This is a genomic window from Pseudomonas sessilinigenes (assembly GCF_003850565.1).
In the GTDB taxonomy this organism is placed as follows: Bacteria; Pseudomonadota; Gammaproteobacteria; order Pseudomonadales; family Pseudomonadaceae; genus Aquipseudomonas; species Aquipseudomonas sessilinigenes.
Window position 1 is genome coordinate 3,058,623 of the sequence record NZ_CP027706.1, and the last position, 21,728, is coordinate 3,080,350.

The 21,728-nt window shown below is 65.7% G+C and carries 17 protein-coding genes; 14 read left to right on the forward strand and 3 right to left on the reverse strand.

Going from position 1 to position 21,728, the window contains the following annotated elements; genetic code table 11:
* Nucleotides 1-61: 61 nt before the first annotated feature.
* Together narL and C4K39_RS14240 are read right to left on the reverse strand one after the other, a co-directional pair.
* Nucleotides 62-709 (reverse strand): two-component system response regulator NarL, encoded by a 648-nt coding sequence (gene narL / locus C4K39_RS14235; protein ID WP_124346734.1) that lies wholly within the window; start codon nucleotides 707-709, stop codon nucleotides 62-64.
* Nucleotides 706-2,496: a HAMP domain-containing protein gene (locus C4K39_RS14240; RefSeq protein ID WP_124346735.1), complete on the reverse strand. Its 1,791-nt coding sequence runs from the start codon at nucleotides 2,494-2,496 to the stop codon at nucleotides 706-708. Before C4K39_RS14240 ends, narL begins: the two co-directional genes overlap by 4 nt.
* A 314-nt stretch (nucleotides 2,497-2,810) precedes the next feature.
* Here C4K39_RS14240 and C4K39_RS14245 point away from each other — a divergent pair, with 314 nt between their 5' ends.
* The 11 genes from C4K39_RS14245 to C4K39_RS14295 all read left to right on the forward strand — a co-directional run bounded on the left by C4K39_RS14245 (nucleotide 2,811) and on the right by C4K39_RS14295 (nucleotide 17,403).
* Nucleotides 2,811-4,106: an MFS transporter gene (locus C4K39_RS14245; RefSeq protein ID WP_068583296.1), complete on the forward strand. Its 1,296-nt coding sequence runs from the start codon at nucleotides 2,811-2,813 to the stop codon at nucleotides 4,104-4,106.
* Nucleotides 4,093-5,490, forward strand: coding sequence for a NarK family nitrate/nitrite MFS transporter (locus C4K39_RS14250; protein ID WP_053129315.1), 1,398 nt, complete (start codon nucleotides 4,093-4,095; stop codon nucleotides 5,488-5,490). Before C4K39_RS14245 ends, C4K39_RS14250 begins: the two co-directional genes overlap by 14 nt.
* A 70-nt stretch (nucleotides 5,491-5,560) precedes the next feature.
* Nucleotides 5,561-9,328, forward strand: coding sequence for a nitrate reductase subunit alpha (locus tag C4K39_RS14255; protein WP_124346736.1), 3,768 nt, complete (start codon nucleotides 5,561-5,563; stop codon nucleotides 9,326-9,328).
* Nucleotides 9,329-9,339: 11 nt separating this feature from the next.
* A complete protein-coding gene (gene narH / locus C4K39_RS14260; protein ID WP_068583302.1) occupies nucleotides 9,340-10,878 on the forward strand; it encodes a nitrate reductase subunit beta in 1,539 nt (512 codons plus the stop codon).
* 2 nt (nucleotides 10,879-10,880) lie between these two features.
* The gene (narJ, locus tag C4K39_RS14265) at nucleotides 10,881-11,636 is read left to right on the forward strand and encodes a nitrate reductase molybdenum cofactor assembly chaperone (RefSeq protein ID WP_068583304.1); all 756 of its coding nucleotides are present in this window, start codon (nucleotides 10,881-10,883) and stop codon (nucleotides 11,634-11,636) included.
* Nucleotides 11,629-12,309, forward strand: a complete 681-nt coding sequence (gene narI, locus C4K39_RS14270; protein ID WP_068583307.1) for a respiratory nitrate reductase subunit gamma — start codon at nucleotides 11,629-11,631, stop codon at nucleotides 12,307-12,309. Before narJ ends, narI begins: the two co-directional genes overlap by 8 nt.
* 10 nt (nucleotides 12,310-12,319) lie before the next feature.
* Nucleotides 12,320-13,243 carry a peptidylprolyl isomerase gene (locus C4K39_RS14275; protein ID WP_124346737.1) on the forward strand — a complete coding sequence of 308 codons (924 nt, stop codon included), beginning with the start codon at nucleotides 12,320-12,322 and terminating at the stop codon, nucleotides 13,241-13,243.
* 10 nt (nucleotides 13,244-13,253) lie between these two features.
* On the forward strand, nucleotides 13,254-14,246 hold the full coding sequence (moaA, locus tag C4K39_RS14280) for a GTP 3',8-cyclase MoaA (protein ID WP_068583314.1): 993 nt from the start codon (nucleotides 13,254-13,256) through the stop codon (nucleotides 14,244-14,246).
* A gap of 251 nt (nucleotides 14,247-14,497) precedes the next feature.
* A complete protein-coding gene (locus tag C4K39_RS14285) occupies nucleotides 14,498-16,510 on the forward strand; it encodes a ribonucleoside triphosphate reductase (protein WP_068583317.1) in 2,013 nt (670 codons plus the stop codon).
* A 33-nt stretch (nucleotides 16,511-16,543) separates the two neighbouring features.
* The gene (nrdD, locus tag C4K39_RS32235; RefSeq protein WP_068583321.1) at nucleotides 16,544-16,711 is read left to right on the forward strand and encodes an anaerobic ribonucleoside-triphosphate reductase; all 168 of its coding nucleotides are present in this window, start codon (nucleotides 16,544-16,546) and stop codon (nucleotides 16,709-16,711) included.
* On the forward strand, nucleotides 16,708-17,403 hold the full coding sequence (locus tag C4K39_RS14295) for an anaerobic ribonucleoside-triphosphate reductase activating protein (RefSeq protein ID WP_124346738.1): 696 nt from the start codon (nucleotides 16,708-16,710) through the stop codon (nucleotides 17,401-17,403). The genes nrdD and C4K39_RS14295 overlap by 4 nt, the downstream gene beginning before the upstream one ends.
* Before the next feature lie 22 nt (nucleotides 17,404-17,425).
* Here the strand turns inward: C4K39_RS14295 and C4K39_RS14300 are convergent, their stop codons facing one another.
* The gene (locus tag C4K39_RS14300; RefSeq protein ID WP_124346739.1) at nucleotides 17,426-18,163 is read right to left on the reverse strand and encodes a TetR/AcrR family transcriptional regulator; all 738 of its coding nucleotides are present in this window, start codon (nucleotides 18,161-18,163) and stop codon (nucleotides 17,426-17,428) included.
* 81 nt (nucleotides 18,164-18,244) lie between these two features.
* On the opposite strand from C4K39_RS14300, the gene C4K39_RS14305 reads away from it, so the two are divergent.
* From C4K39_RS14305 to C4K39_RS14315, 3 genes are all read left to right on the forward strand, one after another.
* Nucleotides 18,245-18,580 (forward strand): LysR family transcriptional regulator, encoded by a 336-nt coding sequence (locus tag C4K39_RS14305; protein WP_068583331.1) that lies wholly within the window; start codon nucleotides 18,245-18,247, stop codon nucleotides 18,578-18,580.
* Nucleotides 18,581-18,681: 101 nt separating this feature from the next.
* Nucleotides 18,682-19,932 (forward strand): alpha/beta hydrolase, encoded by a 1,251-nt coding sequence (locus tag C4K39_RS14310; RefSeq protein WP_178083964.1) that lies wholly within the window; start codon nucleotides 18,682-18,684, stop codon nucleotides 19,930-19,932.
* A 52-nt stretch (nucleotides 19,933-19,984) separates the two neighbouring features.
* Complete coding sequence (locus C4K39_RS14315; RefSeq protein WP_124346740.1) at nucleotides 19,985-21,718, forward strand: AMP-binding protein; 1,734 nt, start codon at nucleotides 19,985-19,987, stop codon at nucleotides 21,716-21,718.
* The last annotated feature ends 10 nt before the right edge of the window (nucleotides 21,719-21,728 follow it).

Genomic DNA, 21,728 nt, shown 5'->3' on the forward strand with positions numbered 1-21,728 from the left:
CATGGTAGGGCGACGGACGCCGGCGGCCCATGCCTCCACCGGCCTACCTCCAAGGGAGCAGTCAGGAGACCTGGCGCAGGTGCTCCATGGCCCACACGGCGGCTTCGACCCGCGAGCGCAGGCCCAGCTTGTGCAGCAGGTTCTTCACATGCACCTTGACCGTGCCCTCGGTGATGCCCAGCTTGTGGCCGATGACCTTGTTGCTGTAGCCGCTGGCGATGCTGCGCAGGACCTGGCGCTCGCGCTCGGTGAGCTCGACTTCGTTCTGCCGTGGTGGCGAGCGCAGGGCCTGGGCCATGACCCGGGTCAGCCCCGGGCTGATCACCAGGACGCCGTCCATGGCGTCGCGGATGTACTGGATCAGCAGCTCCGGTTCCATGTCCTTGAGCAGGTAGCCATCGGCGTCCAGGCGCAGGGCATCGCGAATGTCGTCCTCGGCATCGGATACGGTGAACAGCAGGACCTTGCCGGCAAAATCCTGCGCGCGCAGGTGGCGCAGGGTTTCCAGGCCGTTCATCTGCGGCATGTTGTTGTCCAGCAGGATCAGGTCCGGTTGCAGCGAGTCCAGCAGGGCCAGGGCCTCGGCACCGTGGTTGGCTTCGCCGACGATGATGAAGTCGTCTTCGAGTTCGAGCATCTGGCGGATGCCGCGACGCATCATCGGATGGTCGTCCACCAGCAGGATGCGGTGGCGCGGGGAGGGGTTCATGAGGGTTTACCTTCTGTCAGGCGCCCGAGAAATTCCGGGCGAAACTCCATCTTGACCAGGGTGCCCTGGGGCTCCCGGGAAAAAATCTGTAATTGGCCGCGCAGGCTGCGGGCCCGCTCGTCCATGATGTTCAGGCCGTGGTGCTCGCGCAGGTCGTGGCTCCCGCTGAAGCCGCGGCCATCGTCCTCGATCGACAGGCAAAGCCGCTCGCCGTGCTGGCGCAGTTGCAGCCAGGCGTTTTGCGCGTGGGCATGGCGCAGGCAGTTGGACAGGGCCTCGCGGGTGATCTGCAGGATGTGGATCTGTTCGCTGGCCGACAGCTCGAAGGCCAGGCTGTCGATATGCAGGTGGACCTGGAACTCACCCCGGCGGGAAAACTCACCGGCAGTGTCCTTGAGTTCCTGCACCAGCCCGGCGTCCTGGATCCGCAGGCGAAAGGTGGTCAGCAACTCGCGCAGTTGGCGGTAGGCGGTGTTCAGGCCTTCACGCAGCTCGCTGGTGACGTTCTCCAGGGTCGCCACCGGCTCGCCCCGGCGCATCAGGGTCTGCATGCGGCTGACCTGCAGCTTCATGTAGGACAGCGCCTGGGCCAGGGAGTCGTGCAGTTCGCGGGCGATGATCGCGCGTTCCTCCAGCAGCACCAGGCGGTGATCCTGCTCGCGCTGGCGCTTGAGCTGCAGTGAGGTGCCGATCAGGTTGGCCAGGGCCTGGATCAGTTCGATTTCCCAGGGCTGGGGTTCCAGGCCGTTGTGAAAGTGCGCCTTGAGTTCACCGAAGGCACCGCCCTGGTGGCTGATGTCGAAGGCCAGGCTGTCGCTGCGCTGGCGGCAGCTGGCGCAGTCGCTGCTGGCGCAGATCTGCCGGTTGTCGCTGCCATGCAGGGCCAGCAGTTGCTTGGCCTGGGCCTGGCCTTGCAGGCACAACGACAGGCGCAGGCCCGGCAGGCGCTCCTGGAAGCGCCGGATCAGCTCGTCCAGGCCTTCGGCGTTGGCTTGGCGGGTGGCCAGGTTGCGACTGCTCTGGTACAGCAGCTCCAGCGCGGCGTTGGCTTGTTGCAGGTGCAGGGTCTTCTGCCGGACCTGGGTTTCCAGGGTGCGATGGGACTGCTCGATGGTCTCGGCCATGGCGTTGAAACTGGTGGCCAGCTGGCCCAGCTCGTCCTCGGACTGGTGGTTGACCCGGGCCCGGAAATCGCCGCAGCGAAAGCGCTGGGTGGCGTCCACCAGCTCCTTGAGCGGACTGATCACGTTGGATTGCAGTTCATATAGGCCGAACAGCAGGACGATCATGGTGGTGAACAAGGCCGCGCCCTGGATCAGTTGCTGCCAGCCTTGCTTGTGCTCGTTCTCGTGCTGCAACAGGCTGACGAACTGGTTGAGCCGCTCGACGAAGGACTGGGTGCTGGCCTGGAACAGCCTGGCATCGCCGCGTTGCAGCGCCGGTTGCAGGATCTGCTGCCAGTCGTCCTGCAACTGCCGGTAGCTGAGCTGCAGGTCGAGGTCGTTGCCGTCCTCCAGCACGGTCTTGAGCGCCGGGCTGTTGAGGCGTTGCTGCAGGCTCTGGCTGATGCGCTCGAGCTCGTCGGCCCCGGCGCCGGCGGCCAGTTTCCAGCTCAGGTGGTAGGTCTCCATGCGCACCGAGCCTGCGGTATTGATCGCCGCTGCGTCGCCCTGGCTGAACCAGGCGATCAGGCCGGCGCTCAGAGAGCTGGCCAGGGCCAGCACGCTGATCAGGATCACCGCCAGGCCGGCGCGGGCCGGCAGCGAACTGCGCAACCAGGCGATCATCGGTGATCACCGAAAGCGGGCAGGTGAGAAGGGGGCATGTAGCGCTCCGGGATGGCAAAAGGTTGTTTCGCAGCCGGTCCCTGGCGCTCTACCTCTAAAGAGTTGCTCACCCAAGGTTGCCTCGCGCAGCTCCTGGGGAAACTGGCAAGGCCCTGATAAACAAAGGGTTCAGAGGTTTTTCGGCGCTACCTCCTTGGAGGTAGGCGGCGCAAGCATAGACATGCAGGCGCCTGGGCTTCCTTGATCGGTGTCAAGTTTTATCGGGGTTGGCCTCCCTAGTCTGCAGCCATGGATCAATGGCTGGAGACTCCAAGATGACTCAACCACGATTACGCCAAGGCCTGGTACTGGGCATGAGCACCCTGGCCTTCACCGTCTGCTTCATGGTCTGGATGATGTTTGCCGTGCTCGGCGTGCCGATCAAGGAGCTGTTGCAGCTCAACGAAACCCAGTTCGGCCTGCTGACCGCCACCCCGGTGCTGACCGGTTCCCTGGTGCGCCTGCCGCTGGGCATGCTCACCGACCGCTTCGGCGGACGCAGCGTGTTCTGCCTGCTGATGCTGGCCTGCGTACTGCCGCTGTACCTGGTCAGCCACGCCACCGCCTATTGGCAGTTCCTGGTGCTGGGCTTGTTCGTCGGCTTGGCCGGGGGCTCGTTCTCGGTGGGCATCGCCTATGTCGCCAAGTGGTTCGACCAGGACAACCAGGGCCTGGCCATGGGCATCTTCGGTGCGGGCAATGCCGGTTCGGCCGTCACCAAGTTCCTCGCTCCGGCGCTGATCGCCGCCGGTAGCTGGCAACTGGTACCCAAGGTGTTCAGCGCCATCCTGTTCCTCACCGCGCTGCTGTTCTGGTTCTTCAGCGCTGACAACAAGGCCCATCGCCGGGTGTCCACGGTCGGCCTGGGCGAACAGCTCAAGGCCCTGGCCGAGCCTGCCGTGTGGCGCTACTGCCAGTACTACTCGATCGTCTTCGGCGGGTATGTGGCCCTGGCCCTGTGGATGACCAAGTACTACGTGCAGGAGTACGGCTTCAGCCTGCAGAGCGCCGCGCTGCTGGCTGCCTGCTTCTCCCTGCCGGGCGGGGTGCTGCGCGCCGTCGGCGGCTGGATGTCGGACCGCTGGGGCGCCCAGAGCGTGACCTGGTGGGTGCTGTGGGTGAGCTGGATCTGCCTGTTCCTGCTGTCCTACCCGCAGACCCAGTTGCAGGTGCAGACCGTCAACGGCCCGCTGGACTTGCATATCGGTCTGAACCCTGCGCTGTTCACCGTGCTGCTGTTCGTCATGGGCATCGCCTTCGCCTTCGGCAAGGCCTCGGTCTTCAAGTACATCGCCAACGACTACCCGCAGAACATGGGCGCGGTGTCCGGCATCGTCGGCCTGGCCGGTGGCCTGGGCGGCTTCATCCTGCCGATCCTGTTCGGCGCCCTGGTGGACCTCACCGGCGTGCGCTCTTCCTGCTTCATGTTGATGTACGGCGTGGTCTGGGTGTCGCTGATCTGGATGTACCTCAGCGAGATCCGTCGGCGCCCGCTACTGGGCAAGCACCCATCCGCCATCCAGGCACCGTTTTCGAGCATTTCCCAAGGAGAAGAACATGTCGGTTCTTAATACGCCCGGCACTGGCCCGGTGATCCACGACTGGCGCCCGGAGGACCCGGCCTTCTGGGGCCAGAGCGGCAAGCGCACGGCCACCCGCAACCTGTGGATCTCGATTCCCGCGCTGTTGCTGGCCTTCGCCGTGTGGATGGTCTGGAGCACGGTGATCGTGCGCCTCAATGCCATCGGCTTCAGCTTCAGTACCGACCAGCTGTTCTGGCTGGCGGCCCTGCCGGGACTCTCGGGGGCGGCGCTGCGAGTGTTCTACTCGTTCATGGTGCCGATCTTCGGCGGCCGGCGCTGGACCGCCCTGAGCACCGCCTCGCTGCTGGCGCCGTCGCTGTGGATGGGCTTTGCCGTGCAGGACCCGGCCACGCCCTACAGCGTGTTCGTGATGATCGCGCTGCTGTGCGGTTTTGGCGGTGGCAACTTCGCCTCGAGCATGGCCAACATCAGCTTCTTCTACCCCAAGTCGCAGCAGGGCACGGCCCTGGGCCTGAACGCCGGGCTGGGCAACCTCGGGGTGTCGGTGATGCAGTTCTGCGTACCGCTGGTGATCACCTTCGGCCTGTTCGGGGTGCTGGGCGGCCAACCCCAGGTGCTGGCCGACGGTGGCCGGTTGTGGTTGCAGAACGCCGGTTTCATCTGGGTGCCGTTCATCCTGCTGGTGACCCTGGCGGCCTGGTTCGGCATGAACGACCTGTCCAGCGCCAGGGCCTCGTTCAGCGAGCAGGCGGTGATCTTCAAGCGCAAGCACAACTGGCTGATGTGCTGGTTGTACCTGGCCACCTTCGGCTCGTTCATCGGCTTCTCGGCGGCATTCCCGCTGCTGATCAAGACGGCCTTTCCCCAGGTCAACGCCCTGACGTTCGCCTTCCTCGGCCCGCTGGTGGGCGCCCTGGTCCGGCCACTGGGTGGCTGGCTGGCGGACAAGCTGGGCGGCGCGCGGGTGACCCTGTGGAACTTCGTGCTGATGATCCTGATGGTCTTCGGCGTGCTGGCGTTCATCCCGCAGCCGGGGGAGAGCGGCAACTTCTACGGCTTCCTCGGCCTGTTCATGCTGCTGTTCATCACCACCGGCATCGGCAACGGTTCGACCTTTCGCATGATCCCGGTGATCTTTCGCACCCTGCATGAGCGCGCCGCCAGCGGCAAGGGCAGCGCCGCCCGCGAGCAGGCCCTCAAGGACGCCGGCAAGGAGTCGGCCGCGGTGCTGGGCTTCAGCTCGGCCATGGGGGCCTTCGGCGCCTTCTTCATTCCCAAGACCTTCGGCACCTCGATGAGCCTGACCGGCAGCCCGGCGCTGGCCTTCTACATGTTCGTGGTGTTCTACCTGAGCTGCATCGTCGTGACCTGGTGGTGGTACGCCCGCAAGGGCGCCCAGACCCCTTGCTGACATGCCCCCGTATCCAACCTTTGCCGAGTCGGGGCGCAGAACCCCGCAGCACGCCTGAGAGGACAGCATCATGAGTCACTTGCTGGATCAACTGCGGTTTTTCAACCGCAAGCAAGGCGAGTTTTCCGCCGGTCACGGGGAAACTCGCAAGGAATCGCGCGACTGGGAGAACGTCTACCGTTCGCGCTGGCAGTACGACAAGATTGTGCGCTCCACCCACGGGGTGAACTGCACCGGATCGTGTTCGTGGAAGATCTACGTGAAGAACGGCCTGATCACCTGGGAAACCCAGCAGACCGACTACCCGCGCACCCGCACCGACCTGCCCAACCACGAGCCCCGTGGTTGCCCCCGGGGCGCCAGCTACAGCTGGTACATCTACAGTGCCAACCGCCTGAAGTACCCCAAGGTACGCAAGGCGCTGCTCAAGCTGTGGCGCGAGGCGCGCCAGACCCTGCCACCCGTGGAGGCCTGGGCCAGCATCGTCGAGGACCGGGCCAAGGCCGACTCCTACAAGAGCAAGCGCGGCATGGGTGGCTTCATCCGTTCCAGCTGGGACGAGGTGACCCAGATCATCGCCGCCGCCAACGTCTATACCGTGAAGCAGTACGGCCCGGACCGGGTGGTGGGGTTCTCGCCGATCCCGGCCATGTCGATGATCAGCTACGCCGCCGGCGCCCGTTACCTGTCGCTGATCGGCGGCACCTGCCTGAGCTTCTACGACTGGTACTGCGACCTGCCTCCCGCCTCGCCGATGGTCTGGGGCGAGCAGACCGACGTGCCGGAGTCGGCCGATTGGTACAACTCCAACTACATCATCGCCTGGGGTTCCAACGTCCCGCAGACCCGTACCCCCGATGCGCATTTCTTCACCGAGGTGCGCTACAAGGGCACCAAGACCGTGGCCATCACCCCGGACTATTCGGAGGTGGCCAAGCTCACCGACCTGTGGCTCAACCCCAAGCAGGGCACCGACGCGGCCCTGGCCCAGGCCTTCAACCATGTGATCTTCAAGGAATTCCACCTGGAGCGGCCCAGCGCCTATTTCACTGAATACGCCAAGCGCTACACCGACCTGCCGGTGCTGGTGCTGCTCAAGCCGATGCTCGGCACCGCGCCGGGCGCCGGCTACCAGCCGGACCGCTTCCTGCGCGCCTCGGACCTGGCCGACAACCTGGGCCAGGACAACAACCCCGAGTGGAAGACCATCGCCCTGGATGCCGATGACCAGCTGGTCTCGCCCCAAGGCTCGATCGGCTATCGCTGGGGCGAGCAGGGCAAGTGGAATATCCTGCCCCGCGAGGGCGGCGCCGGGCGCGAGATCGACCTGCGCCTGAGCCTGATCGGCGGCGACGTCGCCGAGGTGGCGTTCCCGTACTTCGCCGGTGCCGGCCACGAGCACTTCGAGCATGTGGCGGGCGATGCCGTGCAGTTTCGCCGGGTGCCGGTGCGCAGTCTGACCCTGGCCGACGGCAGCCAGGTCAAGGTGGCCACGGTGTTCGACCTGTCGGCGGCCAACCTGGCCATCGACCGCGGCCTGGGCGGCGCCAACGTCGCTCGCGACTACGACGATGCCAACGTACCCGGGACCCCGGCCTGGCAGGAGCAGATCACCGGCGTCAGCCGCGAGAAGGCGATCCAGATCGCCCGGGAGTTCGCCGACAACGCCGACAAGACCCGTGGCCGCTCGATGATCATCCTCGGTGCGGCGCTCAACCACTGGTACCACATGGACATGAGCTACCGCGGGCTGATCAACATGCTCATGCTCTGCGGCTGCATCGGCCAGACCGGTGGCGGCTGGGCCCACTACGTCGGCCAGGAGAAACTGCGCCCGCAGTGCGGCTGGCTGCCCCTGACCTTCGGCCTGGACTGGAGCCGGCCACCCCGGCAGATGAACGGCACCAGTTTCTTCTATGCCCACAGCTCGCAGTGGCGCCACGAGAAGATGAACATGCACGACGTGCTCTCGCCCCTGGCCGACAAGAGCCAGTTCCCCGAGCACGCCCTGGACTACAACATCCGCGCCGAGCGCGCCGGCTGGCTGCCCAGCTCGCCGCAGTTCAGCAGCAACCCGCTGCACATCTGCCGTGACGCCGCCGCGGCCGGCATGGCGCCCAAGGACTACGTGGTCAAGGCCTGGCAGGACGGCAGCCTGCGCTTCGCCTGCGAGCAGCCGGACGATCCGGCCAATTTCCCGCGCAACATGTTCATCTGGCGCTCGAACCTGCTGGGCTCTTCCGGCAAGGGCCACGAGTACATGCTCAAGTACCTGCTGGGCACCCGCAACGGCGTGATGAACGAGGACATCGGCCAGTCCGGCGACTGCAAGCCGCAGGAAGCCGAATGGGTCGAGCAGGGCCCGACCGGCAAGCTGGACCTGGTCACCACCCTGGATTTCCGCATGTCCTCGACCTGCGTGTATTCCGACATCGTCCTGCCGACCGCGACCTGGTACGAGAAGGACGACATGAACACCTCGGACATGCACCCCTTCATCCACCCGCTGTCGGCGGCCATCGACCCGGCCTGGGAATCGCGCACCGACTGGGAGATCTACAAGAGCATCGCCAAGGCCTTCTCCGAGATGAGCGAAGGGCACCTGGGGGTCGAGCAGGACCTGGTCACCGTGCCTCTGCTGCATGACAGCGTCGGCGAGCTGGCCCAACCCTTCGGCGGCAGCGACTGGAAGAGCGCCGGAGTGGCGCCACAGCCGGGCAAGAACGCGCCGAACCTGCAAGTGGTGGAGCGCAACTACCCGAACATCTACAAGCAGTTCACCTCCCTGGGCCCGTTGCTGGAAAAGCTCGGCAACGGCGGCAAGGGCATCAACTGGAACACCGAGGAGGAAGTCCAACTGCTGGGCGAGTTGAACTACCGCGAGCAGGAGGCGGGCATCAGCCAGGGCCGGCCGAAGATCGACACCGCCATCGACGCCGCCGAAGTGGTGCTGTCCCTGGCCCCGGAAACCAACGGCCGCGTGGCGCTCAAGGCCTGGGAAGCCCTGTCGCGGTTTACCGGTATCGACCACAGCCACCTGGCGCAATCCAAGGCCCATGAGGCGATCCGCTTCCGCGATATCCAGGCCCAGCCGCGCAAGATCATCTCCAGCCCGACCTGGTCCGGCCTGGAAGACGACCACGTGAGCTACAACGCCGGCTACACCAACGTCCACGAGAACATCCCGTGGCGCACCATCACCGGGCGCCAGCAGTTCTACCAGGACCACCCGTGGATGCAGGCCTTCGGCGAGCAGTTGATGAACTACCGGCCACCGGTGGACACCCGGACCATCGAAGCGGTGAAGGGCAAGCGCGCCAACGGCAACCCGGAGATCGTCCTCAACTGGATCACCCCGCACCAGAAGTGGGGGATCCACAGCACCTACAGCGACAACCTGCTGATGCTCACCCTGAGCCGTGGCGGGCCGATCGTCTGGCTCTCGGAGATCGACGCCAAGCGCGCCGGCATCCAGGACAACGACTGGATCGAGTGCTTCAACGCCAACGGCGCGGCGACCGCCCGGGCGGTGGTCAGCCAGCGGGTCAAGGAGGGCATGGTGATGATGTACCACGCCCAGGAACGGATCGTGAACGTGCCCGGTTCCGAGACCACCGGCACCCGTGGCGGCCACCACAACTCGGTGACCCGGGTGGTGCTCAAGCCCACCCACATGATCGGCGGCTATGCCCAGCAGGCCTACGGTTTCAACTATTACGGCACGGTCGGTTGCAACCGCGACGAGTTCGTCGTGGTGCGCAAGATGGCCGAGGTCGACTGGCTCGACGGTTCCCGTGGCGACGAGCTGCCACAGCCGTTGCCCACCGAGATGGAATGAGGAATGCAGTCATGAAGATCCGTTCGCAAATCGGCATGGTCCTGAACCTGGACAAATGCATTGGCTGCCACACCTGCTCGGTCACCTGCAAGAACGTCTGGACCAGCCGCGAGGGCATGGAATACGCCTGGTTCAACAACGTCGAGACCAAGCCCGGGATCGGCTACCCCAAGGAGTGGGAGAACCAGGACAAGTGGAAGGGCGGTTGGGTGCGCAACGCCAATGGCTCGATCAACCCGCGCATCGGCGGCAAGTTCCGGGTGTTGGCCAATATCTTCGCCAACCCCGAGCTGCCAGGCCTGGACGACTACTACGAGCCGTTCGACTTCGACTACCAGCACCTGCACACCGCGCCTTCGGGCAACCACCAGCCCACCGCTCGACCACGCTCGGTGGTGTCGGGCAAGCGCATGGAGAAGATCGAGTGGGGACCCAACTGGGAGGAGATCCTGGGCAGCGAGTTCGCCAAGCGCCGCAAGGATCGCAACTTCGACCAGATCCAGGCGGACATCTACGGTGAGTACGAAAACACCTTCATGATGTACCTGCCGCGCCTGTGCGAGCACTGCCTGAACCCGGCCTGCGCGGCGTCCTGCCCGAGCGGGGCGATCTACAAGCGCGAGGAAGACGGCATCGTCCTGATCGACCAGGAGAAGTGCCGTGGCTGGCGCATGTGCATCAGCGGCTGCCCGTACAAGAAGATCTATTTCAACTGGAAGAGCGGCAAGTCCGAGAAGTGCATCTTCTGCTACCCACGGATCGAGGCCGGCATGCCCACCGTGTGCGCCGAGACCTGCGTCGGGCGCATTCGCTACCTCGGCGTGCTGCTCTACGACGCCGACCGCATCAGCGAGGTGGCCAGTACCGCCGACGAGCAGGACCTGTACCAGAAGCAGCTGGAGATCTTCCTCGACCCCCACGATCCGGCGGTGATCCGCCAGGCCCTGGCCGATGGCGTGCCGCAGTCGGTGATCGACGCCGCGCAGCGCTCGCCGGTGTACAAGATGGCCGTGGACTGGCAACTGGCGCTGCCACTGCACCCGGAATACCGGACCTTGCCGATGGTCTGGTACGTGCCGCCGCTGTCGCCGATCCAGAACGCCGCGGCGGCCGGCACCGTGGGCATGAGCGGGGTGATCCCGGATGTCGACAGCCTGCGCATTCCGCTGCGCTACCTGGCCAACCTGCTGACCGCCGGTGACGAGCAACCGGTGCGGCGCGCACTCAAGCGCCTGCTGGCGATGCGTGCCTACAAGCGCTCGGAACAGGTGGACGGCACACCGGACCTGCAAGTCCTGGCCGACGTCGGCCTGAGCGTGGCCCAGGTCGAGGAGATGTACCGCTACCTGGCCATCGCCAACTATGAAGATCGCTACGTGGTGCCCAGCGCCCATCGCGAAGAGGCCATGAGCGACGCCTTCGCCGAGCGCTCGGGCTGCGGCTTCAGCTTCGGCAGCGGCTGCAGCGGCAGTTCCGACACCAACCTGTTCGGCGCGAAGAAGGCCAACCGCCGCGACATCATCAAGACCGTCCAACTGTGGGAGGACTGACCATGCGCATTCTCAAGGTGATTTCACTGCTGCTGGACTACCCGACCCAGGAACTGGTCGCCGGCCGAGATGAACTGGAGCAGGCGATCATCCAGGCCCGGGAGATCAGCCCGCGCCAGCGCGGGGCGCTGTTCGAGCTGCTGGAGCTGATCTGCAACAACGACCTGATGGACCGCCAGGAGCACTACGGGGCGCTGTTCGGCCGGGGGCGGTCACTGTCGCTGCTGCTGTTCGAGCATGTGCACGGCGAGTCCCGCGATCGCGGCCAGGCCATGGTCGACTTGCTGGCCCAGTACGAGGCGGCGGGTTTCGCCCTGGGCGTCAAGGAGCTGCCGGACTACATCCCGCTGTACCTGGAGTACCTGTCGACTCGCGATGAGCTGGAGGCGCGCGAGGGCCTGGCCGATGTTGCGCACCTGCTGGCGCTGCTCGCCGCCCGCCTGGAAGAGCGCGAGAGCTTCTATGCCGGCTGCTTCCGCGCCTTGTTGCAGATCGCCGGGGCCGAGCCGCACCAGGCCGTGGCCGATGTGCGTGAGCAGGTGGCGGCGGAGCAGCGCGACGATTCCCTGGAGGCCCTGGACAAGATCTGGGAGGAGGAGGCGGTGGACTTCCTCCAGGCCCAGCAGCAGGACCGTTGCGCCGGACAGGCCAGTGCGCCGGGCAAGCCCCGGGAGGAAAGCGCGGTGCCGCTGCACTGGGTGGATTTTCAGGATCAAGGGCTGGCCCGCAAGCCGGCCGGGGAGGTGGGTAATGTCTAAGTGGAACCTGTTGTTGTTCGGGGTGTATCCCTATGTGGCCCTGGCGATCTGCCTGCTGGGCAGCTGGGCGCGGTTCGACCTGTCCCAGTACACCTGGAAGGCCGGCTCCAGCCAGATGCTCTCCAGCCGTGGCATGCGGCTGGCGAGCAACCTGTTTCACATCGGCGTGCTGTTCGTCCTGGCCGGGCATTTCGTCGGCTTGCTGACCCCGGCCTCGGTCTATCACCACGTGATCAGCACCGAGCACAAGCAACTGCTGGCCATGGTCTCCGGTGGATTTTTCGGCCTCCTGTGCCTGCTGGGCCTGGTGCTGCTGATCAAGCGGCGCCTGACCGACCCTCGGGTGCGGGCGACTTCCAGCACTTCGGACATCCTGATCCTGCTGGTGCTGCTGGCCCAGTTGCTGCTGGGCTTGCTGACCATCGTCGCCTCCACCGGGCACATGGACGGTTCGGTGATGGTGATGCTCGCCGACTGGGCGCAGTACACCGTGCTGTTGCGGCCGGTGGATGCGGCGGCGGCCATCGCCCCGGTGGCCCTGGTGTACAAGCTGCATGTGCTGCTGGGCCTGAGCCTGTTCGTGCTGTTTCCCTTTACTCGACTGGTGCACATCGTCAGTGCCCCGGTGTGGTACCTGGGCCGGCGTTATCAAATCGTGCGGCAGAAAGCCTGAGGAGGCGACCATGACCAGTGGATGCGGATGTGGCGGTAATGGGGGGGGCAATGGCGGCTGCTCCTCCTCGGCAGTGCACCCGCCCCAGGCGGTTGGCCAGGGGCCGGAGCTGGCGGTGGAGATAACGCCGCAGCTGATTGCCAGCAGTGAGCAGGAATGGCCGGTGGTCAGTGTCAACGGCATCTTGATCGAGCCCCAGGCCATGGCCCAGGAGCTGCAATACCATCCGGCGGCCGATCGCCAGGAGGCGGTGTTCCTGGCCGCCAGGGCGCTGGTGATCCGCGAGCTGCTGCAGCAACGGATCGCCGAGCTGGGCCTTGGGGCCCGGCTCGGTGCCGGGGAGAACCAGGAGGAGGCGGCCACCCGCTTGCTCCTGGAACATGAGGTGCAGGTGCCCGAATGTGACGAGGCCAGCTGCCAGCGCTACTACGCCAGCAACCGCGGGCGCTTCCACAGCGCGCCGCTGCTGGCGGTGCGGCATATCCTGCTCGAGTGCGCCCCGGACGATGCCCAGGCGCGGGCCCAGGCCTTCACCCAGGCGCAGATTCTCTGCGAGCGGTTGGTGCAGTTCCCCGGGCAGTTCGCCGAGCTGGCGCGCAAGTACTCGGCCTGTCCGTCCAAGGAGCAGGGCGGCGAGTTGGGGCAGATCAGCAAGGGCCAGACCGTGCCGGAGCTGGAGCGCCAGTTGTTCACCCAGGCCCAGGGCCTGGTGGCCAAGCCTTTGGAGAGTCGTTATGGCTGGCACGTGCTGAGCGTCGACCAGCGGATCGAGGGCCAGCCCTTGCCCTACGAGGCGGTGGCCACGGCGATCCGTACCCAGCTGCAGCAGGGGGTATGGCAGAAGGCGGTGGTGCAGTACCTGCAGACCCTGGTGGGCGCCGCGGACATCCGCGGGATCCGCCTGCAGGGTGCCGATTCGCCGCTGGTGCAATAGGAGCAGGAGCATGGGCAAGCTGATGCAGGATGGCTTCGGGCGGCAGATCGACTACCTGCGCCTGTCGGTGACCGATCGCTGCGATTTACGTTGTGTCTATTGCATGGCCAGCGACATGACGTTCCTGCCGCGCCAGCAGGTGCTGACCCTGGAGGAATTGCTGCGCCTGGCCACGCTGTTCGTCGGCCAGGGCGTGCGCAAGATCCGCCTGACCGGCGGCGAACCGCTGGTGCGCCCGGGGATTGTCGAGCTGTGCCGGCAGATCGCGGCCTTGCCGGGCCTGCGGGAGTTGGTGATGACCACCAACGGCACGCAGTTGCAGCGCCTGGCCCGGCCCCTGGCCGACGCCGGGGTGCGCCGGTTGAATATCAGCCTGGACAGCCTGGACGGCCAGCGCTTTCGGGCCATCACCCGCAACGGTGACCTGGACCAGGTGCTGCGCGGTATCGAGGCCGCGCGGCAGGCCGGCTTCGAAGGCATCAAGCTCAACTGCGTGGTGATGCAGGGACGCAATTTCGACGAGGTGCCGGCGCTGCTGCAATACGCTATCGACCAGGGCATCGATATCACCTTCATCGAGGAAATGCCCCTGGGGGAGGTGGGGCGCTCGCGGGGCGAGGCGTTCTGTGCCAGCGACCAGGTGCGGCGGCTGATCGCCAGCCGCCATGCCTTGCTCGACAGTGCCGAGAACAGTGGCGGCCCGGCGCGCTACATGCGCCTGGTGGAGCATCCGCGAACCCGCGTCGGTTTCATTTCACCCAACAGCCACAACTTCTGCGCCACCTGCAACCGGGTGCGCCTGACCGTCGAGGGCAAGCTGTTGCTGTGCCTGGGCCAGGAAGACTCCCTGGACTTGCGCGGCCTGCTGCGCCGCTATCCGCTGGACGATGCGCCGCTGATCGACGCCCTGCAACAGGCGTTGCGGCGCAAGCCGCTGCGCCATGACTTCGATCCCCAAGGCGCGGTGCAACTGGTGCGCTTCATGAACATGAGCGGGGGTTGACGCGCCATTTGCCGCCAAGCCTTCCATCCCGCAGAACCTTGCGAAACGTGTTGCCTACCCGGCGAGTCCTGCGGCCTCGTACGCAGCCTCGCGCTGCTCGGCAGCGGTTACGGGGTTTGGTATTGGGCAGTCGCCGGGGAGCGGAAAAATACTTGATCACGATCAATGGCAATCAATCTCATGCTCCGTAATATTCCTGCATCTTGTGTTTTGAGATTCCAAAACACCTATATGTAGTGTCAGGAGGGTGAATGCACAGCACACTGATCGAAGTGGGGCACAACCGGCTGCACAAGCGCGATGGCAGCCTGGTGGCCTTTGACGCGGACAAGATCCGCCAGGCGCTGATCGCTGCCGGCAAGGCCACTGGCGAGTACGCCGAAGCCGAAAGCGAAGGCCTTTTGGCGGCGGTCCTGGCCCACCTGGAAGGGTGTCCGCAGCTGCATGTGGAGCAGATCCAGGACCGGGTCGAACGGGTGCTGATGGACGCCGGGCACTTCCTCTCGCTACGCGCCTACATCGTCTACCGCGAACAGCACGGGCGCCTGCGCCGCGATCGCAAGACCCTGGTAGAGGTGGCGGCCTCGATGAACGAGTACCTGGACCGCCAGGACTGGCGGGTCCAGGCCAATGCCAACCAGGGTTATTCCCTGGGCGGGCTGATCCTCAATGTATCCGGCAAGGTCACCGCCAACTACTGGCTCGACGAGGTCTACAGCGAAGCCATCGGCCGCGCCCACCGCGAGGCCGACCTGCACATCCACGACCTGGACATGCTTGCCGGCTATTGCGCCGGCTGGTCCCTGCGCACCCTGTTGCACGAGGGCCTCAACGGCGTGCCGGGGCGGGTCGAGGCAGCGCCGCCCAAGCACCTGGGCAGCGCCCTGGGGCAGATGGTCAACTTCCTTGGCACCTTGCAGAACGAATGGGCCGGGGCCCAGGCCTTCAGTTCCTTCGATACCTATCTTGCGCCCTATGTGCGCAAGGACCGGCTGGGTTTCGAAGAGGTGCGCCAGGCCATCCAGGAGTTCATCTACAACCTCAACGTACCGTCGCGCTGGGGAACCCAGACCCCCTTCACCAACCTGACCTTCGACTGGGTATGCCCGCAGGATCTGCGCGAGCAGATCCCGGTGATCGGCGGGGAGGAAATGCCTTTCGCCTATGGCGAGCTGCAAGCCGAAATGGACCTGATCAACCGCGCCTATATCGAGGTCATGCAGGCCGGCGACGCCAAGGGCCGGGTGTTCACCTTCCCGATTCCCACCTACAACATCACCCATGACTTTCCCTGGGACAGCGACAACGCCGAGCGGCTGTTCCAGATGACCGCCCGCTATGGCTTGCCGTACTTCCAGAACTTCCTCAATTCGGACATGCAACCCAACCAGGTGCGCTCCATGTGCTGCCGCCTGCAACTGGACGTGCGCGAGCTGCTCAAGCGCGGCGGCGGGCTGTTCGGCTCGGCGGAGCAGACCGGCTCCCTGGGCGTGGTGACCCTCAACTGCGCGCGCCTGGGCTACCTGTACAAGGGCGATGCCAGCGGCTTGCTGCGGCGCCTGGACCTGCTCATGGAACTGGCCATGGAGAGCCTGGAGGTCAAGCGCAAGGTCATCCAGCACCACATGGACGCCGGCCTGTATCCCTACACCAAGCGCTACCTGGGCACCTTGCGCAATCACTTCTCCACCATCGGCGTCAACGGCCTGCACGAGATGCTGCGCAACTTCAGCGACGACCAGATGGGCCTGCACACCGCCCAGGGCCGGCGCTTCGCCCTGAACCTGCTGGACCATGTGCGCGCCACCCTGGTGCGCTTCCAGGAAGAGACCGGGCATTTGTACAACCTCGAAGCCACGCCGGCCGAGGGCACCACCTACCGTTTCGCCAAGGAGGATCGCAAGCGCTTCCCCGGCATCCTCCAGGCCGGCTGCCATGAGGCGCCGTACTACACCAACTCCTCGCAGCTGCCGGTGGGCTACACCGACGATCCGTTCGAGGCCCTGGAACTGCAGGACGAGCTGCAATGCAAGTACACCGGCGGCACGGTGCTGCACCTGTACATGGCCGAGCGGATTTCCTCGGCCCAGGCCTGCAAGCAACTGGTGCGCCGGGCGCTGGAGCGGTTCCGCCTGCCATACCTGACGATCACCCCGACCTTCTCCATCTGCCCGGTACACGGCTACCTGGATGGCGAGCACGAGTTCTGCCCGAAATGCGATGAGGCCCTGTTGCTGGCGCAGCGCCAGGGCAGCCTGCACTGAGCCACTTTCCCTGAAGACCAAGGAGTTTCTCCCATGACTGCACAAGCCAACCTGCCTACCGCCCAACGCCAGCGCTGCGAAGTCTGGACCCGAGTGATGGGCTACCATCGTCCGGTCGCCGCGTTCAATCCCGGCAAACAGTCCGAGCATCGCGAGCGCCTGCACTTCAACGAACGCGCGGCCACGGCCACTCACCCTTGAACCGAGCACTACGGGTCGGGGGCCTGGTGCCCCTGACCACCCTCGACTACCCGGGGCGGCTGGCCTGCGTGCTGTTCTGCCAGGGCTGCGCCTGGCGCTGCCGCTACTGCCACAACCCGCAACTGATCCCGCCCCGAGGCCTCGATGAGCGTCCCTGGGAGCAGGTCCTGGAATTCCTCCGGCGCCGCCAGGGGCTGCTGGAAGCGGTGGTGTTCAGTGGTGGCGAGCCGACCTTGCAGGAGGGGTTGCCGGACGCCATGGCCCAGGTCCGGGAGCTGGGCTTCGCCGTGGGCCTGCACAGCGCCGGGATCAAGCCCGAAGCCCTGGACCGGGCCTTGCCATTGGCCGATTGGGTGGGTTTCGACGTCAAGTCCCTGGCCGAGGATTGCCAGGCCATCACCGGCGTGCGCGGCAGTGGCGCGGCCAACTGGCGCAGCCTGGAATACCTGCTGCAAAGTGGCGTGGACTACGAATGCCGGACCACGGTGCACTGGCACCTGGTCGATCCGGCCAGGCTCATGCTCCTGGCCGAACGCCTGCGACAGCGTGGCGTCGAACGCTTCGTCGTGCAGTGGGTACGCACTGCCCGGATGCTCGATCAGGACCTGCCCCCTGCAATGCCCCAAGGCCAGTTGCCCGACTTGTGGGCTGCCCTGGGCGAACTGTTCCCCGACTTCGAGCTGCGTATGTAACCGGTCCGGCCCACTTGGCCGCTCAGGCAGTTGGCCGGCGCCAGGCTTCGAAACCATCCAGCAGCAGGCCGAGGCCGGCTTCGAAGGTGTTGCCGCTATTGACCTGGACAAAGTGCGTGCCGAGAAAGGCCGCGCCCGGGTAGTCGCCGGCGGACCTGGCCAGGTAGCCGCTGATGAAATCGCCATGGGCTTGTGGCGCCTGGTGGTTTTCCTTTTCCGCGGCGATCACCGAGATGAACAGCAGCAACAGGTGATAGGCCATGGCGGCGAAGGGCTGGGGCAGGGCGGCCTGTTCGAGGATCCGGCCGATGTGATCGAAGTAGGCCAGGCCATAGTCGATCTCGCCCGGCTGCACGCGCTGGAACAGGCGGAACTTGTTCTCGGTGAGGATGTAGGTCGCCAGGCCCGGCCAGCGTTCGAGGATCGCCAGCGACGAGTGGGCGAAGGCCTCGATGTCCTGGCGCCAGTGGCCGGTGATCGGCGGCAGTTGTTGCAGGCGCTCCTTGAATGCGGCGTTGATCACCGCGCTGATCAGCTCGTCGCGGTTGCCCAGGTGATAGTGGACCATGCCGGCAGCGACCCCCAGTTCCTTGCCGATCCTGACCATGCTGACTTCCGCCAGGGATTCGCCCTGGGCGATGCCGATGGCGCAGTTGATCATGGCCTCGCGCGAGACGTCCTGGTCGCCCTTGGGACGACGTCCCGAACGTTTGCGAGGGGCGGCCTTGGCGGTGACGGGGGAGGCGGGTTTCTCAGACATCCAGATGTCCCATGGGCTAATTGACAGGCTCTCAGATTAGCATCTAGCTTTTGCCGGGTTCAAATTGAGGATCTGTCAATTATGCCGCCCACTTCCCTCGATCCCTGCCTGCTGCGCAGCCTGGACCTCAACGCCCTGGTGGCCTTCGTTGCGGTCTACCGCGAGCGCAACGTCTCCCGCGCGGCGCACTGCCTGGGCCTGACCCAGCCCGCGGTGAGCAATGTGCTGGGCAAGTTGCGCCGGCGCTTCAACGATCCGCTGTTCCTGCGCGCAGGCCGACAACTGGCGCCCACCCCCTTGGCGACCCGCCTGGCCGAGGACCTGCAACCGGCGCTCGGGGCGCTGGAGGCCGTGTTGGCCGGCTATCCGCAAGCGCCTTCGGGCGAGGGCGGGAAATTTTTCCAGGGCTATAATTGACACTATCTCAATTGTTGTTCTAGTCTGGCTTCAGGTTTAATTGAGTGCATCTCAATTATTGCTTGTAAGCGATCCTTCGGGATCTGGCAGGAGGGCCCGTCGTGGCTAATCCCAACAACAAGAAAGTCGCAGTGACCGCCGGTCTGCGTGGTGCATCCTGGAGTGCCCAGCGCATGCTCGAGCCGTATCGATCCACCCCGCACCCGTTGCTGACCGAGGACGGCCAAGGCGCCCTGGGCATGCTGTTTTCCCGGGGTGGCGAGCGCAAGGTGCTGTTCATCATGCATCCTCGCGAGCTGGTGCTGACCCACTACCTGGTGCCCGATGCCCTGGATGCGGGCTGGGCCTGCTGGGTCCAGGGCGCGCGCTCGATCGGCAACGACCTGCGCCTGGAGCACGAGTTCGCGCTCTACGATGTCGCCGCCGGCATGCGTCACCTGCGGGCGCAGGGTTTCGAGACCATCGTGCTGCTGGGCAATTCGGGGGGCGCCGGGCTGTTTGCCTTCTACAACCAGCAGGCCCTGTGCGCTCCCGCACAGCGCATCAGCCATACCCCCGCCGGGCGGCCCACCCGTTTCGCCAGTGCCGACCTGCCCGCGGCGGACGGCATCGCCCTGGTGTCGCCGCATCCGGGCCAGGGCATCTTGCTGATGAATGCCCTGGACCCCTCGGTCACCGATGAGCTGGACCCGTTCTCGGTGGATCCTCGGCTGGACCCGTTCAGCGCCGCCAATGGCTTTTGCGCACCGCCGGACAGCTCGCGCTACAGCGCCGAGTTCATCGAGCGTTATCGCGCCGCGCAGCGCCAGCGGGTCGCCCGTATCGATACCTTCGCCCGGCACCTGGTCGAACAACGCCAGGCCGCGCGCGAACGCCTCAAGAACGGCGGCTCGCGCCAGGACAAGGCCGTGGCCAGCCATGGCCCGATCTTCCAGGTGTGGCGCACCGATGCCGACCTGCGCTGCTGGGACACCAGCCTCGACCCGTCCGACCGCTATGTCGGCTCCCTGTGGGGCAGCGACCCGTTTATTTCCAACCTGGGCAGCGTCAGCTTTGCCCGCACGGTGACCCCGGAGTCGTGGCTGTCGACCTGGTCCGGGTTGTCCTCGAACGCTTCGCTGGCCAAGTGCGCCGGGGCCATGGAGCAGCCCCTGCTGCTGATCGAGTACAGCGGTGACAACTGCGTATTCCCCGGCGACGCCGACGCCATCTACGACGCCATTCCAGCATCCAGCAAGGAGCGCCAGCGGGTGCGCGGCAACCATCACGGCCAGGCCCTGGAGGAGGGCGAGACCAGCGGCCAGATCCTCGCCGGCAGGCATTTGCAACGGTGGCTCCAAGACCACTTCTAGACGACCAAGAGCCTGAACGGCCAAGCATCCTAACGATCAAGAGCGTGCAGTCATGACAATTACAACAACTCAAGCCTCTTTCTCCACTGCCTCGGATACCCGCGGCGAACCCCTGCGCCACGTCGCCGCGCCGATTCCCGGGGTGGTCTATCCGCCCCAGGGCGAGCTCGAGCGCTACCTGCGTGAAGGGGTGCTCGGTTTCCAGACCCTGGTCGATGGTTTTGCCGCCATCGTCCGCCAGTACCCGGACAACGTCGCGCTGCTCGGCCCCGGGCTGCGCATCACCTATCGCGAGCTGGACCAGCGCTCCACCCGCCTGGCGGGGGCCTTCCTGCAGCAGGGCCTGCAACCGCTGGACCCGGTGGTGTTCCAGCTGCGCGACAGCGAGCAGCTGGTGATCGCCTTCCTCGCCTGCCTCAAGGCCGGGTTGATCCCGATCTGCACCCTGGCGGCGCACCGCGAGCGCGAGATCGGCTACCTGGCCAACCTGGCCGAGGCCAAGCTGCATATCGTCCAGGGCGATGACGCCAAGTTCGACAGCGTCGGTTTCGCCCGCAAGATGCGCGAAGCCACGCCGTCGTTGCAGTTGATCATGCAGGCCCGGGGCCCGGCCCAGGACGGCGTGCTGCACCAGGATGCGCTGGTGGACGGCATCGACCTGGCCAGTGCCGAAGCGCTGTTGCAAGGCGTGCGCCTGGACCCGTTCCAGGTGGCGGTCTACCAGTTGTCCGGCGGCACCACCGGGGTGCCGAAGATCATCCCGCGCTTTCACAACGAGTACCTGTACAACATGCGCGCCGTGGCCCAGTGGCTCGATTACCGGGCTGACGACGTGCTGTTCATGCCGCAACCGATGGTGCACAACCTCAACATGGGTTGCTGCTTCGGGCCGTTCCTGATGACCGGCGGCACCATCACCGTGACCCCCGACCTGCAGCCGGAAACCCTGATTGCGTTGATCGCCTCGACCAGGCCGACCTGGCTGATGCTTGGCGGGCCGATCATCGCCCGCCTGGAATCGGCGATCCAGGATGGCCGGGTCGACCTGGGCAATGCCCGGGGCGTGCTGGTGGCCAACAGCGCCGCCAAGTTGCAGAAGCTGCTGGGGGTGCGGACCCACAATGTGTTCGGCATCACCGAAGGCGTGATCATGTTCGGCCACCGCGAAGACGGGGCCGAGGCCCACGACACTACCAATGGCCGGCCAGTCTCGGCCTTCGACGACATCCGCATCCTGGTGCCCGGCACCGAGCAGGACGCCAAGCCCGGCGAGATCGGCGAACCGGCGTTCAAGGGGCCGTACACCATCCACGGCTATTTCCGTGCCGAGGAGCGCAACCGCGAAACCTTCACCCGCGACGGTTACTACCGCTCCGGCGACCTGATGTACACCAAGGTCCTGGAGGGCAAGACCTACTTCGTGTTCTGCGGCCGCCTGAAGGACCTGGTCAGCCGCGGTGGCGAAAAGATCAATTGCGAGGAAGTCGAACTGGCGGTCGCCGGGCATCCGGCCGTCGCTGCGGTGGCGGCCGTGGGTTACCCATGCCCGGTATTCGATGAGCGCCTGTGCGCCGCCCTGGTGCTGCGCGACGGTTTCGCCGCGCCCACGGTCGCCGAGCTGGGCGCCTTCCTCGAGGACTACGGCCTGGCCAAGTTCAAGTGGCCGGAGCGCATCGAAGTGCTGGAGGCCTTCCCGCTGACCGCCTCCGGCAAGCTCAGCAAGGAAAAACTGCGCGAGCAGGTCAAGGCCAACGTGCTGCATGAAAAGGCCAAGCAAGCGAACTGACAGACCGTTC